The sequence below is a fragment of the Rhizobium sp. CCGE 510 genome (genome assembly GCF_000292525.1).
Taxonomy (GTDB): Bacteria; Pseudomonadota; Alphaproteobacteria; order Rhizobiales; family Rhizobiaceae; genus Rhizobium.
Genome location: NZ_AEYF01000019.1, coordinates 30,468 through 46,841, shown reverse-complemented (window position 1 = coordinate 46,841; position 16,374 = coordinate 30,468). Strand labels below are relative to the sequence as shown.

Here is a 16,374-nt window from a genome sequence, read left to right as displayed (position 1 = left end):
GCTCGCAACCTGCACATTATAACCCGGACGGAAGCCGCCGTCGGCCATCTTCATCACCCGCGCCTGTGCATCTGTGCTGGAGGCGCGAGGCTCCTTCGGCTTTTTGCCATTGCCGCGCTTTTCTTCGCGCGCCTGGCGATGGCGCTGGATCTCGTCAAGGGCCACCTGGGCTGCTCTGAGCCGCTCGCCGCGCTCACGCGCCGCTCGTTCCCTGGCCGCCTCGATGCGCCGAGTGCTGGCATCCGAACGCGCATCGACCTCGTGCTTGAGCTGATCCACAACCGCCTCGGCAATGGAAAGATGCCGATCAAGCGTCGCCTTGCGGCCGAACGAGGCGGCCCCCGCGCTCGCCCGGACCCGCACGCCATCCTGCGCCAGACTATCGAGAACGACGAGGCCGGCATCGGCAAGCGCCGCCAGATGCTCGGCCAGCAGTCGGTCGAGCAAATCGGCGCAACCAACCCGAAAATCCGCCAGCGTGTGATAGTTCACCGAGACACCGCCACACAGCCAGCGATAGACGTCGTGGCTCCCGCACAGCCGTTCCAGCGCCCGCGCGCTGCCGACGCCGTCGCTGCTGGCATAGAGCCACAGCGCCAGCAAAAGCCGTGGCGAAATCGGCGGATGACCCGGCCGGTGCTCACGCGCTTTGATCCGATCTTCAAGCGCGCTCAGATCCAGTCCCTCGACATAGCGCCAAATAACGCGCACTGCGTGATCCTGGCCAATCAAGCTGTCGATATCCACGGCTCGCAACTCGATCTGATCGCGCACCGGCTCGCGCATGCGCGCCGCCCCGCGCCCCACCTGAGCACTGCGCCACGATCCATGCACCGGCAATCCTTCGAACAGCTCGTCGCTCACGATCATCCCCCAAGCAAATCAATCACCCAACAGAATCACAATCCAATCGCCGCCGCCACCAAACATTCACAGGCTCTGAGGTGAGCCCCGCCACTCGGCCGGAAATGCCTTTTCAAATCTTCACCACCTTGCAGGCGCAGATGCGATCGTAAAAGGTCTGTCCTTGCCAGAAGATGAGGGGCAAGAACCACCAAATCAGGGCAGCTATACCCAGGATGATGCCGAACATTGCGTCACTATTGTCCCAAAGTGTGTATCCGTCGCGGGACATGCGCAGCAACGCATCGAAGTCTTCCGTGGGAAAGACCGGAAACAGCGAAAACGCGAATTCGGCAGTGCTGAAAAGCAGATACGGGCTGAATTTCAAGATCTCTCGTCTAAACGCGGTGCCGAGGCCGGGGTTTTTACCATCGACGGATTGGACTCTCAGGCCCATCAGCTTTTTTCCGATCGTGCGGCGGCCATTTGCGGAAAAATAGGCAAAAGCCAACGCAAGAAGTGCAATGTTGACGATGCCGGAGATCAAGCTGGGGTAGACGGGCTCGGTCCCGACCACCGGATTGCTGTCCGCGTCCACAGGGATGGTCAGCCACTGGGCTGATGTCCCGTAGTCCGTTTGGCGGGAGACACCCGTCTGCAGGTATTTTTGTTTTTCCGAACCGATTTGGCTGACTTCGCAGATCTGATTGATGCGAACTTCCCCCGATCTCAACGGCCATCCGGCGTCAATTCGTTTTGCAAGCTGATCCGGCATTTCCACGCCGCACTGTGTGTAACTCCAGCCGGCAAAACGGAAGTCCAGGGGAATAACTGTTGAAATGCAGTAGACGGCTATGAGAATGACGGCCTGAAAGATGATGATGTCGACGATACAGGCCACGGCGCGTCGCCAGAAGTGGCGAGAAGGCAAAGTAGCGTATTGCGGCATCTGCGATATAGTGTCCATGTCGCCCCCTATGTATCCGCACAACCTAGTCCGGCCCGTTGATTCGTTTCAACATTAAGTGGAAATTGCACGGAGTTTTTGAGAGAAGCGCCGTGCTCTCGCTAAAGTCCGAATTCGGCGCAATTTCTGCGCTGGGAACGCGAACTGCCGCGGGGGGAGCTGATATCCGCCTCGTCCCGGCGGCGTGAGACGATCGGTCCGAGCCTTGCGGGCTTGCCGTCGAATGGCGGCGTGCTAGGTAAGGCCTGCCGGTATTTGGCCGGATCACCTATACCTGCTCCACAGCCGCGAGTTATTCCATGTCGTTTTCTCCCGCCGCCCTCTGGCCTGTCGTCATGCTGTTTGCCTCCAACATCTTTATGACCTTTGCCTGGTACGGGCACCTCAAGCATAAGAGCAGCGCCATCTTCCTTGCCATTATCGTCAGCTGGGGCATCGCGTTCTTCGAATATTGCCTGGCGGTGCCGGCCAACCGCATCGGCTCGGCGGTCTATACGACGGCCCAGTTGAAGACGATGCAGGAGGTGATCACGCTGCTGGTCTTTGCCGGCTTCTCGATCTTTTGGCTCGGCGAGAACCTGACGTGGAATCATGCGATCGGCTTCGCGCTCATCGCGATCGGGGCATCCTTTATCTTCCGGGCATAAACTTTAGTTTTTTCAACAGATTACAAATCGTCCATGTCCGGAAATCGCCACATTTCCTACAGATTGGCGTCGCAATCGGCTGGCAACCTTTTCACCTCAAGCATTTCCTTGAAATGCTCTTTTTTGTTTGCGCAATTCCGGACGCAAAACCGCTACGTACTTTTGCTGGAATTGCTTCAGCAGTGATAAGGAGGTGATCGGCCATGAGCCTCTCTTTCCCGACGATGGCGGCGATCCGGTTCGGCTATGGTTTCCGGCCGGGTGAGGCGCCGCCGCAAAGCAAGGACGACTTGATCGGCCAACTCAGCAAGGGGGCAGCGGCAACGCCGGACTTTCCGCTCGGCGGTCCCGAGACCCGCCACCGCGCGATCCTCAGCCTGCAGGAGCAACTGAAGCAAATCCGCCGGGATGCCAAGTCGGTGACCGACGATACGACGCAGCGCGAGATGCGACAGGGCGTGCAGCGGCAAGCGCAGCAGCAGTTCCAGCACGATGTCAATCTGCGGCTGATGCAGGCGGTGCTGTCGCCGTACGGCTTCTACGAGCGGCTGGCGACCTTCTGGACCAATCATTTCTCCACCAGCGCCAATAAAAGCCTGCCGATGCGCCTCATCGTACCGCTCTATGAGGCCGAGGCGATCCGGCCGTTCATGTCGGGCCGGTTCGGCGATCTGCTGCGCAGTGCCACGGCCCATCCGGCCATGCTGATCTATCTCGACCAGGCGGATTCGCTCGGGCCGGATTCAGCCGGCGGCATCAAGCGCAACAAGGGGCTGAACGAAAATCTCGGCCGCGAACTGCTGGAGCTGCACACGCTCGGCGCCGGCAGCGGCTACAGCCAGGCGGATGTCACGGCGGCGGCCATGATTCTAACGGGGCTCACCATCGACCGCAAGGAGATGGATATCGCCTTCCGGCCGAATATCTCAGAGCCCGGCACGCATGAAGTGCTTGGCGTCAGTTATGGCGGGCGCAAGCGCTCGCGCGACGACTATCTCGACATGCTCGACGATCTCGCCGTCCATCCGAAGACGGCGGCGCATATCAGCCGCAAGCTGGCAGTGCATTTTATCTCCGACCAGCCCGACGAGGGGATGGTGTCCGACATGGCCATGGCCTGGAAGAAGACGGATGGCGATCTCACAGCCGTCTACACCGCCATGCTCGACCATCCTGCCGCCTGGCGTGACGAAGGGGCCAAGGCGCGCCAGCCTTTCGATTATGTCATTGCAGGTCTGAGGGCGCTAAATGTGGGGCCGGTCAACGGCGTCGTCGGCAGTTTCCTGGTGGCCAACCAGCAAGGCACTGATGAGGGCGACATGGCGGCGAATACGCCTGGAATGGCAGGGTCGCCTATAGCGACGGGTCCCGCCGGCGAGGCGAAGGACACGCGGCTCAAGGCCTTCCGGACGGCAAGGGCGCTGGGACAGGGGGCGCTGAAGCGCATGGGCCAGCCGACCTGGCTGCCGCCGAGCCCGGCCGGCTTCGAGGAAGGCTTCTCCGCCTGGATCACCGGCAGCCAGCTTGCCGAGCGGCTGGCCTGGGCGAGGCGGGCGGCGGCGCAATTTGGCCGCGACGAAGATCCGCGCGAATTTCTGAAATCGACGCTTGCCGATGCGGCGCGTGACGAGACCATCCGCGTGGTGTCGCAGGCGCCCAACAAGATCAGCGGCCTGACGCTGGTACTGGCATCGCCCGAATTCAATCGCCGCTAAGCAGCGTTCGTTGGCAAGCCAGCGCGTCGTCTGCTTAGCTCATTTGTTTGTCGCAGGTTCTGACCGGAAAACCGCTGGACACTTTTCCGGAACCTGCTCAGGAGGCTCGTCATGACGCTGTCGATGAACCGGCTCTCGCTTTCCCGCCGCGGCTTTCTGACGTCGGCCTGCTGTCTGGCCGCCGCCCCCGTCTTCACGCCGGTCACCTTTGCGGCGATGCCGGGAGACAATCGTTTCGTCACCATCGTATTGCGCGGCGCGATGGACGGGCTGGACCTGGTGCAGCCTTATGGCGATGCGGGTTTTGCCGCGCTCAGACCGACGCTGGCGCTGACGCCCGACACCGGGCTGCTCGATCTCGACGGGCATTTCGGCCTCCATCCCGCCGCTGCCGAACTGTTGCCGCTGTGGAAGAGCCGGGAGCTTGCCTTCGTGCACGCGGTGTCGACGCCCTATCGCGACCAGCGCAGCCATTTCGACGGGCAGGACATGCTGGAATCCGGTGGCGAACATGTCGCGGAGGAAAAGACCGGCTGGCTGAACCGGGCGCTCGCCGTCATTCCGCGCTCGGATGCGCGCAAGGCAATCGACATCAACACCTCGACAGAGCTGATCCTCTCCGGGCCGAACGATGTCGATGTCTGGGCATCGGATTCCAATCTGGCGCCGGCGCGCGACGAGATGCAATTCCTGACGCGGCTTTATGCCGGCGATCCGCCGTTCGCCGAGGCGCTTGCCGAGGCGACTCGGGCCAACAGCGCGTCGATGATGGTCGAGCCGGAGGGCCAGCACGGCGCAAAGATCGCCGATGTGGCGGCGCTCGCCGCCAACATGCTGAAGGGCGATTACCGCATCGCCAGCTTCTCGATATCAGGCTGGGACACCCATATCGGCCAGGCCGGCCAGTTCAAGCGGCCGGTGCAGGACCTTTCGCAGGCAATCAATACGTTGAAGACCACGCTCGGGCCCGAGATCTGGGCAAAGACGGTGGTGCTTGCCATGACGGAGTTCGGCCGCACCGTGCGTCAGAACGGCTCGGCCGGCACCGACCACGGCACCGGCGGCTGCGCGCTGCTTGCCGGTGGCGCCATTAACGGTGGCCGCATCCTCGGCCGCTGGCCGGGCATTGGCGGTGGCCAACTGCTTGACGACCGCGACCTGATGCCGACGGCGGATGTGCGGGAGTTGGCGGCGGCAATGCTTTATCGGCAGTTCGATGTTAGTGCGGACGATTTGACGGGGAAGATTTTTCCGGGGCTGGGGTTTGATAAGGGGTCGCAGTTTTTGAAGGGGTGAGGCGGCGGGCGGTGTGTGCTGCCTCTTCTGAGTGACAGGTTGTAAGGAGGGGAGGAGCGGTACGGCACACCAACCAGCCCGCATGGTGAGGGGGCCCGAAGGGCCGTCTCGAACCACGGGGGCGGGTGGCTAGGCGCCACGCCAGCATCCGCATTTGCCGAAGCGGGTGGCCAGCCTCGTCCTTCGAGGATAAGGCTGGAGAGAGAGTGTGTGTGAGGGCTCTACCTACCGGTCATCTTCAGTGCTGCCTCGGGAAGCCGCTCGCCTTGGACCTCGATGTTGGAGAGGGCGGCGTCGATTTCGGCGAGGTCGTCGGCGAGCAGGTCGACGTCTACCGCCCCGAGATTCTCTTCAAGCCGATGCTGCTTCGTTGTTCCCGGGATCGGGACGATCCATGGCTTTTGGGACAGCAGCCAGGAGAGGGCGATCTGCGCGGGTGTTGCGCCTTTGCGGTTGCCGATCCGCTTGATCAGCTCGACGAGCGCAAAATTAGCCTTGCGCGCCTCGGGTGAAAAGCGCGGTACGCTGTTGCGGAAATCGCTCGGATCGAACTTGGTGTTCTCGTCGATCTTGCCGGTCAGGAAACCTGCGCCGAGCGGGCTGAAGGGCACGAAACCGATGCCGAGTTCCTGAAGGACGGGCAGCAGTTCGGCCTCGGGACCGCGCCAGAAGAGCGAATATTCGCTCTGGACGGCGGTCACTTTCTGGACCGCATGGGCGCGGCGGATCGTCTGAACGCCGGCTTCGGAAAGGCCGAAATGTTTGACCTTGCCGGCGGCGATCAGGTCCTTGACGGCGCCGGCCACGTCTTCGATCGGCACATCGGGATCGACGCGATGCTGGTAGAACAGGTCGATGCGGTCCGTCTTCAGGCGGCGCAGACAAGCCTCGGCAACCGCCTTGACATGCTCCGGGCGGCTATTCGTGCCGCCGCGGCGTTCACCGGTTTGCTGATCGATATCGAAGCCGAATTTGGTGGCGATGACCACCTGGTCGCGGATCGGTGCGAGCGCCTTGCCGACCAGCTCTTCATTCGCGAAAGGGCCATAGGCTTCGGCGGTATCGAACAAGGTCACGCCCTGCTGATGGGCGGTGCGCATCAATCTGATCATGTCGCCTTCGTCGGCGGGCGGGCCATAGGCGGCACTCAGGCTCATGCAGCCGAGACCGAGTGCCGAGACTTCGATACCGCCGATATTGCGTATTTTCATGGTCGTGTCCGTTCGTGGCTTCCTATGGGCGAGGGGGACGGTGTCGCCGGTCTCGCAGTTGAGTTGACGTGAACTTAGTCCTCGTGTCAGCTTTCGATTAGATGCTGTAATGCGCATGCACCTATAAGACGGACTAATGAATGCCCCAGGACAACAATTTCAACGAACTCGTGGCCTTTCTGACCGTTGCCAGGGAGCGGAGCTTCACCAGGGCCGCCGCCAAGCTCGGCGTGTCGCAATCCGCGCTGAGCCAGACGGTACGTGGTCTGGAAGAGAAGCTCGGGCTTCGCCTCTTGACCCGCACGACCAGAAGCGTGTCGCCGACGCAGGCGGGAGACCGCCTGCTGGAACGAGTGGGACCGAGATTTGAGGAAATCCAATCCGAAATCGCCGCCTTGAGCGAAATGCGCGAGCGGCCGGCCGGCACCATTCGCATTACGGCTGGTGAGCATTCCGCGATTTCCATTCTCGCCCCGATGCTGGCGCGGTTTCTTCCCGATAATCCCGATATCAACGTCGAGGTGATCGTCGACTACGGTCTGACAGACATCGTCGCCGAGCGTTACGACGCCGGCATCCGGCTCGGTGAGCATTTGGCAAAGGACATGATCGCGGTCCGCATCGGTCCTGAGATGCGCATGGCGGTGGTGGGAGCGCCCTCCTACTTCGAGCATCATCCGCGCCCGGATGTTCCTCAGGATCTGACGGCCCACAATTGCATCAACATAAGGCTGCCGACCCATGGGACGATCTATCCCTGGGAGTTCGAGAAGGATGGGCGAGAATTGCGCGTCCGGGTGGAGGGCCAGACTGTGTTCAACAACATCGCCATGAGGATCGGCGCCGTGCTGGACGGGCTGGGGCTCGCCTATATGCCCGACGACCAGGTCCAGTCCTACATCGAAGACGGGCGACTGATCCGGGTTCTGGAGGACTGGTGCCAGCCTTTCCCCGGATACCATCTCTACTATCCAAACAGGCGGCATGCATCTCCGGCCTTTAGCCTGTTCGTCGAGGCGATCCGCTATAGAGGAAAATAAATCCGATTTTATTCCATAACGGCTTATCAACAGCTTGTGATTAATTAGGTCGGCTAATAGACCCTAGCTGTCCGGGCCGTCTAATCCTGTCCGCCCGATGCCGCTACCTTCTCGCCACCCGAATACGGAGCGAGAAGCGACATGCGATATGGACTGTCCAACACTCTGGCCGCATTGCTGCTTGGCGCATCGCAGCTTACCGCCACATCAGCGACGGCTGCCGATGCGGTAAAGCCGGAGCCGTTGATCATCCAGGAGCAGGGCAGCTTTGCCGTCGGCGGAACGAGCACGGCAGCGCCCGGAACCTTCGATCCGCTGAAACCTCTCGATCCCGCAGGACAGACCTATCATGGCGATCACGCCTTTGCCTTCTATCAGGTGCCGGTGAACCCGCGTCCGTATCCGATCGTGATGTGGCATGGTGCCGGACAATTCTCCAAAACCTGGGAGACGACGGCTGACGGCCGCGAAGGATTCCAGAACATCTTCCTGCGTCGCGGCTTCTCCACCTATCTCGTCGACCAGCCGCGCCGGGGCGGAGCCGGACGCAGTATGGCCGAGACACCAGTGAAGCCGACCCCGGACGAGCAGCTCTGGTTCAACCAGTTCCGTGTCGGCCTCTGGCCGAACTATTTCGACGGCGTGCAGTTTTCGCGCCAGCCGGAAGCGCTGAACCAGTATTTTCGCGCGATGACCCCGAACACCGGTCCGTTCGACATGGACGTCGTGTCGAATGCGGTGGCGAAGCTGTTCGAGAAGATCGGGCCTGGAATCCTCTTTACCCACTCGCAGAGCGGTGGACCGGGCTGGCTGACGGCGATCAAGAGCGACAATGTCAAAGCCATCGTCGCCTTCGAACCCGGCAGCAGCTTCGTGTTCCCGGCAGGCGAGGTTCCCGCCGATATGCCGAGCGCCTTCGACACGCTGAAGGGCGTGCCGGTGCCGATGAACGACTTCATCAGGCTGACGAAGATCCCGATCGTCATCTATTACGGCGACAACATTCCCGACCGGCCGACGTCGATGCCGGCACAGGATAGCTGGCGCGTGCGCCTGGTGATGGCTCGCCTGTGGCGGGACACGGTGAACAGGCATGGCGGCGACGTCACCGTCGTGCACCTTCCCGAGATCGGCATCCGCGGCAACACCCACTTCGCGTTCTCCGACCTGAACAACGTGGAGATCGCCGACCTAGTCGCGACGTTCCTCCGCCAGAAGAAGCTCGATTGATCCTGGAAATAGAGGTGAACCCCATGAAACATCTGTTAGGAAACCTGATGCTGTCGGCCAGCATGATGCTGGCCGTTCTGCCGGGCGTTGTCAGCGCTCAGACACCAGCCGAAGGCGACGACAAGTCCCGGCGCTCGCGCGCCCAGCAGCTGATGGGTGCGACCGCGCCGAAGCTGGCTGAACTGACCGACGATGTCCTCTACGGCGACATATGGGAGCGCTCGCAGCTCTCGAAGCGGGATCGCAGCCTGGTGACCGTGGCCGCGCTGCTCGCCATGAACCGGCCCGACCAGCTCAGATCCCATCTGGCCATTGCCCGCCAGAACGGTGTGACCGAGGGCGAGCTGATCGAGACGATCACCCATCTTGCCTTCTATGCAGGCTGGCCGAATGCGGTCTCGGCGGTTGCCGTCGCGAAAGACGTGTTCGGACGCGAATAAGGCGAGTAGCCCTCCGCTTTCGCCGGAGCCGGCTGCCCGAACATCTTCCGCACAAAACCGGGAAAAGACATTCATGCGTCATCTCATCAAGCGCATTTCCATTCTCTTTGCCATGGCAGGCGCCGTGATTCTGGTCGGCTGGCAAGTCGACGCCGAGCCGAACCGGACGACGCTGCCCCAATTGGCAGGCCTCGTTCACTATACGACCGTCAGGCGCGGCAACGTGACCGAGCGCATCATGACGACGAGGGAAGCCATCCAGGCGGTGAAGAACGGACAGCCTGTTCCCGCGGGCACACACTTCGTGCTGGTCGATTACCGCGACGGGGAAATCTATCGCACCTTCGTCATGGAAAAGGGTTCCAGCTGGGGCGGCGACTATGACGAAGACCGTCGCACGGGCGACTGGCAGTTCCAATGGTTCAAGCCGGATGGCAGCGTCAACATGGCCGAGAACACGGCGCGATGCCAGTCCTGTCATTCGTCCAGGGCCGACGAAGACTTCCTCTATACCCTCGATGCTCTCAAGGAATTTAACGGAGCCGTCATTGACTAGGCCGGATCGAATCTCCGGCGAGGGCGTCGCATCATGAGTCCTTTTTTCGTGATCCGCCTCGTGCTCGACTTTACCGCCGCCGGGCTGCTTCTGGCCGCGCTCGCCTACTGGTGGCTCGACAACACCTCGCACGAGCTGATCGGCACCGGCATGTTCATCCTTCTCCTATCGCACAACGTCTTCAACAGGCGGTGGTGGGCGAGGCTTCCAAAGGTGGCGCGCGGCAAGCCGAGCTTTCTGACAATTGCGTCGAATATCTCGATTGCCCTGGCAATGGCCGCATTGCTGACGACTAGCCTGCTGATGTCCCGTAGCGTGTTTGCTTTCCTTCCCGTCAGAGGCGGACAGACGGCGCGTGAAATTCACATCCTTGCTGCCTACTGGCCGTTCATCCTCGCTGCTGTCCATCTCGGCCTTCACTGGTCGATGATCATGGCGGTCATGGGCAAGCTGTTGCGGGTCGGGCCGCCGGATGCGATCAGGACCGCTGCCCTTCGAGGAGTCGCAGGCGCGATAGCGGCGTGCGGCATCCACGGCATGTTCGTCATGGGAATTGGGGATAGGCTCGTCGGCCGGCCGTCGATCTATTTCTGGGACTTTCAGGAATCGACCGCGGGCTTCTTTTTGCATCACATCGCGATCCTCGGGGGGGTGCTTGCGCTGCGCATTATGCGGCTGTCTGGCTTAGAGGGGCGGGTGGGGTGCGGCGGGTGACGGATGCCGACGGGTGATGTTGGCGACGGTTTTGGGGATATGGAGTTTGCGGCTGCCCGGCCCTTCGCTTCCAGCTCAGGGCGTTCGATGCTGCAATCGATTCACTGGATCGATTGCTCCCGCTTCGCGGGTCCGCATCTCACCCTAGTACATCATAAAGCCTGAAGATGAAGCTGACCTGATAGACCAGGTTGGCGATGACGAAGACAGTGTGGAAGCGGCGGTTCGGGGTCCAGGCGGCGATGGTGCAAAGGATGATGTAGACGATGTTGCGGGTGGGGTATTCCCAGCCGAGCGCGAGGATGCGCTCATGGCCCTTGATCGCCGTGTCGAGAATATCGACGGCGTAGGTGAGGCCGAGGATGCCGAAGAACCATTTGCGGCGGGAAATGAAATATTCCTCGTAGCCACCATATTCATCGAGGCTCGCCGGAAAGAGCAGGGCGCAGAGCAGGAAGAACAGGCTGCAGAAGCAGACGAGGAAGAGGTAGATGCCGAAGCCGATGGCCGGCACGGCCTGCAGGCGATATTCCCACCACCAGATATGGATGATGAACAGGAACATCGACAGCGCCCAGCCAAGATGGACGGCATAGACTTTGGCCTTGGTGGGATGCTGGACGATACCGGCAACCCCGGTCAGCATTCTGGCAAGCGAAAGGCTGATGACCATGCCCATCACCACCTTGATGTGAAGGAAGACCTCCGGCGAGCCGACCGTTTCCATGCTCTCGACCCCCGGTCTGTCACGCTTCGGGGACTTGTTTCGGTTTGCCCTCTTCGTCGAGCGCCACCATGATGAAGGTGCCGGCCGTCACTTTTTCCATCTTGGCGTAACGTGCGCGGTTCGCCCAGGCTTCGACGATCAGCGTGATCGAGGTGCGGCCGACGCGCTCGATATCGGTATAGACCGACAGCGTATCGCCGATCTTGACCGGCAGCTCGAAAGCCATTTCCTTGACGGCGGCAGTGACGACACGGCCTCTGGCGCGCTCAGTGGCGCGGATGCCGGATGCAAGGTCCATCTGCGCCATGACCCAGCCGCCGAAGATATCGCCAGCCGGATTGGCATCACCGGGCATGGCGAGCGTCCGGAGCGTCAGTTCACCTCTCGGCTTGGCGGCATCGGTCATCAGGGGTTCTCCATCTGGTGCGGGCCATGGGCCGGCGATTCACTCGACGATAGCCTAGTGCAAAGGCTGTGGGCTGTAAAAGACGGCATGGCCCGGCGCTGCAGCTAACGGCCGGGAAAAATATTGCAGCCGTTGCCTATTGAAATTCCATTCAATTTCAAACAGTTGATTTCGAGTGTTTCTGCCTTCCCTTACGGTATTTAATCATCCTCTAATTAAGCTTTACGCTCCAGTAATTCCGGCAATTCAAGATGGTCCACATCATTTACGAGAATCGCCGGGAACCTCATGCGCAACGTCAAGATTTCCACCCGCCTCTACTGCCTCGTCGGATTTACGCTTGCCGTGCTGGCGGCGACGATGGTCTTCTTTTTGAACTATTCCTATTCCGAGCTGCAGGCGGAGCGGAAGGCGGGGCTGGAGAAGATGGAGGCGACAGCGCTCGGCATCTTCGACAAATATTACAAGATGGAGCAGGCGGGCACGATGACCCGCGAACAGGCGCAGGCTGCCGCCAAGGACGTGATCGGCGCGATGCGTTACGGCACCGACGGTTATTTCTGGATCAACGACATGCATCCCGTGATGGTGATGCATCCGATCAAGCCGGCGCTTGATGGCACCGACATCTCGCAGATGAAAGACCCGAACGGCAAGTTCCTGTTCGTCGAATTCGTCAACAAGGTGAAGAAGGACGGCAAGGGCTTCGTCGACTATTACTGGCCGAAGCCGGGCGCCGATCAGCCGGTGCTGAAATATTCCTATGTCGCCGGTTTTGAGCCCTGGGGCTGGATCGTCGGCACCGGCGTCTATGCGGATGACCTTGCCGCGCTCTATCGTCAGAACGCGATCTGGGCGGCGGTGCTCTGCCTGCTCGGTGCGGCGGCGACGATAGCGATCGCCTATGCGATCGTGCGCAGCGTCACGGTGCCGATCGCCCGGCTGAAGACGGCGATGAATGCAATCGCCGCCGAAGAGGCATCGGTGGAGATCGCCGGCAGCGATCGGCGCGACGAGATCGGCCAGATGGCCAAGGCGCTGCTGGTGCTGCGCGATTCTGTCGACGAGCGCAGCGCGCTGCGGGGACGGGAAGACGAAAGGCAGCGGCAGATCGAGGATGAGCGACGCGGCAACGAGGCCAGCCTGCGCTCGGCCTCCGAGCGGCAAACCCAAGCCATGCAGGCGCTCGGCGTCGGCCTGGAGAAGCTCGCGGGCGGTGATCTGACGGTTGCGATCGGCGATATCGGCGAGGATTACGCCAAGCTCAGGGGCGATTTCAACGCCGCCGTCGATGCGCTGAACGGCGTTATCCACGCAATCGCCGAATCGAGCCACGTCGTCAACGAGAGCGCTTCCGACATCAGCGAAGCCACAGGCAACCTGTCGAAGCGCACGGAACAGCAGGCGGCGGCACTCGAGGAGACGGCGGCAGCGCTCGACGAGATCACCGCGACGGTCAAGACGGCATCCGAGCGGGCGAACGAGGCGCGCGCGATGGTGGCCGAGACCAAGGCCAGCGCCGGCCGCTCCGGCGATATCGTCCGCAATGCGGTGACGGCGATGGGCCGGATCGAGGAATCGTCGAGCCGCATCAACCAGATTATCTCGGTGATCGACGAGATCGCCTTCCAGACGAACCTTCTGGCGCTGAATGCCGGCGTCGAGGCGGCGCGGGCGGGCGAGGCGGGCCGCGGCTTTGCCGTCGTCGCCCAGGAAGTGCGCGAACTCGCCCAGCGTTCGGCCAATGCAGCCAAGGAGATCAAGGAACTGATCAGCCGGTCGACAACGGAAGTCGAGGGCGGGGTGGCGCTGGTGCGCTCGACGGGCGAGGCGCTGCTGGAGATCGAGGCGCTGGTCAACCAGGTCAACGATCACGTCGCGTCGATCGCGACGGCGGCGCGCGAGCAGTCGACCGGGCTGCACGAGATCAACGGTTCCGTCAATCACATGGACCAGATGACGCAGCAGAATGCCGCGATGGTCGAGGAGACGACGGCGGCCAGCCGCACGCTCGCCGACGAAAGCACCCAGCTGAAGACGCTGCTTTCGAATTTCCGCCTGCGGGGGGCAGGGCAATCGCCTGGAGCCCGGTACACACGGGCAGCGTGAATTGAACGACAGATCAAAGGCCGCGAAAGCGGCCTTTTCATCTCCGTCGCGTTCAGATTGTGCCGGTAAGTTTTCGTTCACCGTTTTTAATTAAAATTGGAGTGAGTTTTTTCTGTCACTGCCCAGTCGGCCTGCGGAAGCGATAAGAGTATGGCGTTTGTTTCCTTTCCTCGGCGAGCCCTTTTGCCCCTGCTGCTCTCGGCGGCGCTGACGACCTGTTCGATCAGCGACGGGCTGGTGCCGCCGGCCAATGTCGACAGCGGCACCAGGGTCAGCTCGATCTCGCCGGCACGGGGGACAGCGCGGATGGCGCCTGCTGTGCGGATGGCACCGGTGGAAAGCCAGGCCTCCTATCCCGTTTCCAATGCGCCGGGCGGCAATAGCCAGGGGCCCGTCGACTACCTCGATACGCCGAACCTTGCCGGCACCGGCCATGCCGCGCCGGCGGCGCGCGGGGGGCGCCTGCCGATGATTGACAGCGACGAGGCGCTGGCGGCGGGCCAGCCCAGCGGCAATTGGGGCGGCACGCAGAACCTTGCGGTCCCCTCCGGCGGCGTCAATATGGATGACGAGCTTGGGGCGGAGCCGGTCGTCGGGTTGGCGCAGGAACAACAGCAGCAGATCGCCGAGGGCAATGCGACCGAGCCGGTCGTTGACGGCATCGGCACCGATAGCCCGACACAGGTGAACCAGCCGCTACGCCAGCCCGCACCGCGGGCGATGCCGCAGCCGGCGGCACAGGCGCAGATGAGCCGGGCGCCGGCCTGGAACGACGGCAGCCCTGTGGTGGCGCCGTCACGCGTTCCGGAAGAGGACGAAAGCGAAGAGGTCGCGATGCTGCGACCGAACAATCCAATGATGAGCGAACCGGCAGCACCCGTTGACCCGAGCGTCATGCCGACCTCCGAGCTTGCCTGCCGGCGCGAGCTGAAGCGCATGGGCGTGCTCTTCGACGAAAAGCCGCCGATATCAAACGGGCCTGCCTGTCAGGTGCCCTATCCGGTGTCGCTGAAGGGGCTTTCCGGCAATATCGGCGTGCAGCCGGCCGTGACGCTGAACTGCCAGGTGACACTCGCCTTCGCCAAATGGGTGAAGAACGAGTTGGCGCCGTCTGCCCGCTACCGCTACTGGACCGGCATCAAGACGATCCAGCCGCTCGGCGGCTATTCCTGCCGGCGCATGAACAACAGTCGGCAGAAATACAATCCGATGTCGGAACACGCCCGCGGCAACGCGATCGACGTCGGCAAGTTCGTGCTGAAGAACGGCCACGAGATCGACGTGCGCAAAAAAGGTCTCTTTTCGCTGCGCGAAGGCCGGCTCTTGAAGGCGGTGCGCAGCGACAGCTGCCGCTATTTCAATACCGTGCTCGGCCCCGGCAGCAACCCCGAACACTGGAACCACTTCCACTTCGACCTTCGCTCCCGCAAGAGCGGCAAGGCCTATTGCGACTGATACGTTTCATCTTGAACCGTGCGGCGCGGGCGCGGCCTTTGTCGCGGCATATAAGCCCGCCGGCAGAAAATGGTTCATCCCTGCCGTCCGGCGCGCTATAGATCGGTCAAGCGGATTGCCGTTCGAGAGTTTGATCCATGAGCTATGATTTCCATGTCGGCCAGAAGGTCGTCTGTATCAATGATACCTTCAAGCATGTCAGCATCGACCAACTCATCCGCAAGGGCGAGATTTATACGATCCGCTGGGTCGGCGAATATACCCATTATGTCGACGGCACGTTCATCGGGGTGAAGCTCGCGGAAATCAATCGCGGCAACGACGACGGGCCTGAGGGTTACGGCGCGGCCGACATGCCCTATCGCGCGACGCGCTTCCGGCCATTGGTGAAGGACAAGATTTCATCGCTGCGCAAGCTTCTGGCCCCGACGCCAGATGCACCGGTGGAGCCGAAGGAAAAGATCAAGAAGAAAGAAAAGGTCTGAGCGCCGCTCTGCCTCGGCCGGCTGCGATCCTGAATGGTGGCGATCCGATCAGGCCGGTTTTCTGCTGAGGAATAGCCCGGTCTCCTTGCTGACATCGAGAGCGCCATTGTCTTGCCTGAAGGCATCGGCGATGGCCTGGCGGAAGCGGAAGCGGCTGCCGCGCGCCACTGCCTCGTCGATCATGCCTGACGAACGGTCGGCGAGCGTCAGATCTTCCGGCAGAAGACCTGCCGTTGCCGCCCAAAACCATGCCGGCCCACAGCCGACGTCGAGGACGCGATCACCTGGTTTCAGGGGCAACTGCGCGGCAACCCACGGAAACCAGCCCATTTCGGCGATGGTATATTCGGTATGGAGCCTGGCGCGGGCGGCGAGCTTGCGGCTGTCGCCATACTGTACCGCATTGCCTTCGGTTATGGAGGACATCTCAACTCTCCGCCTTCCCAGTGAAGCCTCGGGCCTCAAGGCAGAGCCTATCGAGGGCTTCGTTCCCGGACAAGACGTGACTTGGTGCAAACCCGGCCGAGCCTGCC

15 protein-coding genes and 2 pseudogenes are annotated in these 16,374 nt (G+C 61.8%); 11 read left to right on the top strand and 6 right to left on the bottom strand.

Annotated features, from left to right (window positions below; all coding sequences use genetic code 11):
* Together RCCGE510_RS10625 and RCCGE510_RS10620 are read right to left on the bottom strand one after the other, a co-directional pair.
* Nucleotides 1-870, bottom strand: an 870-nt coding sequence (locus RCCGE510_RS10625) for an IS1182-like element ISRsp20 family transposase (protein WP_007629761.1), incomplete at its 3' end; no start/stop codon positions are given.
* A gap of 106 nt (nt 871-976) precedes the next feature.
* Nucleotides 977-1,810 carry an RDD family protein gene (locus RCCGE510_RS10620; protein WP_037078276.1) on the bottom strand — a complete coding sequence of 278 codons (834 nt, stop codon included), beginning with the start codon at nt 1,808-1,810 and terminating at the stop codon, nt 977-979.
* Nucleotides 1,811-2,109: 299 nt separating this feature from the next.
* Between RCCGE510_RS10620 and RCCGE510_RS10615 the strand changes: the two genes are divergently transcribed.
* The 3 genes from RCCGE510_RS10615 (at nt 2,110) to RCCGE510_RS10605 (ending at nt 5,468) form a co-directional block, all read left to right on the top strand.
* Nucleotides 2,110-2,457 (top strand): DMT family protein, encoded by a 348-nt coding sequence (locus RCCGE510_RS10615; RefSeq protein ID WP_007629759.1) that lies wholly within the window; start codon nt 2,110-2,112, stop codon nt 2,455-2,457.
* Between the two features lie 203 nt (nt 2,458-2,660).
* Nucleotides 2,661-4,172 (top strand): DUF1800 domain-containing protein, encoded by a 1,512-nt coding sequence (locus tag RCCGE510_RS10610; RefSeq protein ID WP_007629757.1) that lies wholly within the window; start codon nt 2,661-2,663, stop codon nt 4,170-4,172.
* A 111-nt stretch (nt 4,173-4,283) separates the two neighbouring features.
* Nucleotides 4,284-5,468 (top strand): DUF1501 domain-containing protein, encoded by a 1,185-nt coding sequence (locus RCCGE510_RS10605; RefSeq protein ID WP_007629755.1) that lies wholly within the window; start codon nt 4,284-4,286, stop codon nt 5,466-5,468.
* 221 nt (nt 5,469-5,689) lie between these two features.
* Here RCCGE510_RS10605 and RCCGE510_RS10600 read toward each other — a convergent pair whose 3' ends face one another.
* Entirely contained in the window at nt 5,690-6,679 is a 990-nt protein-coding gene (locus RCCGE510_RS10600; protein WP_007629752.1) for an aldo/keto reductase, read from the bottom strand.
* Between the two features lie 140 nt (nt 6,680-6,819).
* Between RCCGE510_RS10600 and RCCGE510_RS10595 the strand changes: the two genes are divergently transcribed.
* The 5 genes and pseudogenes from RCCGE510_RS10595 to RCCGE510_RS10575 all read left to right on the top strand — a co-directional run bounded on the left by RCCGE510_RS10595 (nt 6,820) and on the right by RCCGE510_RS10575 (nt 10,676).
* Nucleotides 6,820-7,719, top strand: coding sequence for a LysR family transcriptional regulator (locus RCCGE510_RS10595; protein WP_007629750.1), 900 nt, complete (start codon nt 6,820-6,822; stop codon nt 7,717-7,719).
* A gap of 141 nt (nt 7,720-7,860) precedes the next feature.
* Nucleotides 7,861-8,949: an alpha/beta fold hydrolase gene (locus RCCGE510_RS10590; protein ID WP_007629749.1), complete on the top strand. Its 1,089-nt coding sequence runs from the start codon at nt 7,861-7,863 to the stop codon at nt 8,947-8,949.
* Between the two features lie 23 nt (nt 8,950-8,972).
* Nucleotides 8,973-9,389 (top strand): carboxymuconolactone decarboxylase family protein, encoded by a 417-nt coding sequence (locus RCCGE510_RS10585; RefSeq protein WP_007629748.1) that lies wholly within the window; start codon nt 8,973-8,975, stop codon nt 9,387-9,389.
* 73 nt (nt 9,390-9,462) lie between these two features.
* The gene (locus RCCGE510_RS10580) at nt 9,463-9,945 is read left to right on the top strand and encodes a cytochrome P460 family protein (protein WP_007629746.1); all 483 of its coding nucleotides are present in this window, start codon (nt 9,463-9,465) and stop codon (nt 9,943-9,945) included.
* 33 nt (nt 9,946-9,978) lie between these two features.
* Nucleotides 9,979-10,676 (top strand): annotated as a pseudogene (locus tag RCCGE510_RS10575) (DUF4405 domain-containing protein).
* A gap of 122 nt (nt 10,677-10,798) precedes the next feature.
* Here the strand turns inward: RCCGE510_RS10575 and RCCGE510_RS10570 are convergent.
* Nucleotides 10,799-11,386, bottom strand: a complete 588-nt coding sequence (locus RCCGE510_RS10570; RefSeq protein ID WP_007629744.1) for a hypothetical protein — start codon at nt 11,384-11,386, stop codon at nt 10,799-10,801.
* Between the two features lie 19 nt (nt 11,387-11,405).
* Nucleotides 11,406-11,792, bottom strand: coding sequence for an acyl-CoA thioesterase (locus RCCGE510_RS10565; RefSeq protein ID WP_007629743.1), 387 nt, complete (start codon nt 11,790-11,792; stop codon nt 11,406-11,408).
* A 288-nt stretch (nt 11,793-12,080) separates the two neighbouring features.
* Here RCCGE510_RS10565 and RCCGE510_RS10560 point away from each other — a divergent pair, with 288 nt between their 5' ends.
* The 3 genes from RCCGE510_RS10560 (at nt 12,081) to RCCGE510_RS10550 (ending at nt 15,841) form a co-directional block, all read left to right on the top strand.
* The gene (locus RCCGE510_RS10560; protein WP_007629742.1) at nt 12,081-13,901 is read left to right on the top strand and encodes a methyl-accepting chemotaxis protein; all 1,821 of its coding nucleotides are present in this window, start codon (nt 12,081-12,083) and stop codon (nt 13,899-13,901) included.
* A 150-nt stretch (nt 13,902-14,051) separates the two neighbouring features.
* Nucleotides 14,052-15,356, top strand: coding sequence for an extensin family protein (locus tag RCCGE510_RS10555; RefSeq protein WP_007629741.1), 1,305 nt, complete (start codon nt 14,052-14,054; stop codon nt 15,354-15,356).
* A gap of 137 nt (nt 15,357-15,493) precedes the next feature.
* A complete protein-coding gene (locus RCCGE510_RS10550; RefSeq protein WP_007629739.1) occupies nt 15,494-15,841 on the top strand; it encodes a hypothetical protein in 348 nt (115 codons plus the stop codon).
* Between the two features lie 17 nt (nt 15,842-15,858).
* On the opposite strand, the pseudogene RCCGE510_RS10545 reads toward RCCGE510_RS10550, so the two are convergent.
* Nucleotides 15,859-16,267: pseudogene (locus RCCGE510_RS10545) on the bottom strand (methyltransferase domain-containing protein); the annotation flags it as partial.
* Between the last annotated feature and the right edge of the window lie 107 nt (nt 16,268-16,374).

Coding starts and splice junctions, on each gene's coding strand:
- RCCGE510_RS10620 (WP_037078276.1), bottom strand. CDS start 1,810: ATGGACACTATATCGCAGATGCCGCAATACGCTACTTTGCCTTCTCGC.
- RCCGE510_RS10615 (WP_007629759.1), top strand. CDS start 2,110: ATGTCGTTTTCTCCCGCCGCCCTCTGGCCTGTCGTCATGCTGTTTGCC.
- RCCGE510_RS10610 (WP_007629757.1), top strand. CDS start 2,661: ATGAGCCTCTCTTTCCCGACGATGGCGGCGATCCGGTTCGGCTATGGT.
- RCCGE510_RS10605 (WP_007629755.1), top strand. CDS start 4,284: ATGACGCTGTCGATGAACCGGCTCTCGCTTTCCCGCCGCGGCTTTCTG.
- RCCGE510_RS10600 (WP_007629752.1), bottom strand. CDS start 6,679: ATGAAAATACGCAATATCGGCGGTATCGAAGTCTCGGCACTCGGTCTC.
- RCCGE510_RS10595 (WP_007629750.1), top strand. CDS start 6,820: ATGCCCCAGGACAACAATTTCAACGAACTCGTGGCCTTTCTGACCGTT.
- RCCGE510_RS10590 (WP_007629749.1), top strand. CDS start 7,861: ATGCGATATGGACTGTCCAACACTCTGGCCGCATTGCTGCTTGGCGCA.
- RCCGE510_RS10585 (WP_007629748.1), top strand. CDS start 8,973: ATGAAACATCTGTTAGGAAACCTGATGCTGTCGGCCAGCATGATGCTG.
- RCCGE510_RS10580 (WP_007629746.1), top strand. CDS start 9,463: ATGCGTCATCTCATCAAGCGCATTTCCATTCTCTTTGCCATGGCAGGC.
- RCCGE510_RS10570 (WP_007629744.1), bottom strand. CDS start 11,386: ATGGAAACGGTCGGCTCGCCGGAGGTCTTCCTTCACATCAAGGTGGTG.
- RCCGE510_RS10565 (WP_007629743.1), bottom strand. CDS start 11,792: ATGACCGATGCCGCCAAGCCGAGAGGTGAACTGACGCTCCGGACGCTC.
- RCCGE510_RS10560 (WP_007629742.1), top strand. CDS start 12,081: ATGCGCAACGTCAAGATTTCCACCCGCCTCTACTGCCTCGTCGGATTT.
- RCCGE510_RS10555 (WP_007629741.1), top strand. CDS start 14,052: ATGGCGTTTGTTTCCTTTCCTCGGCGAGCCCTTTTGCCCCTGCTGCTC.
- RCCGE510_RS10550 (WP_007629739.1), top strand. CDS start 15,494: ATGAGCTATGATTTCCATGTCGGCCAGAAGGTCGTCTGTATCAATGAT.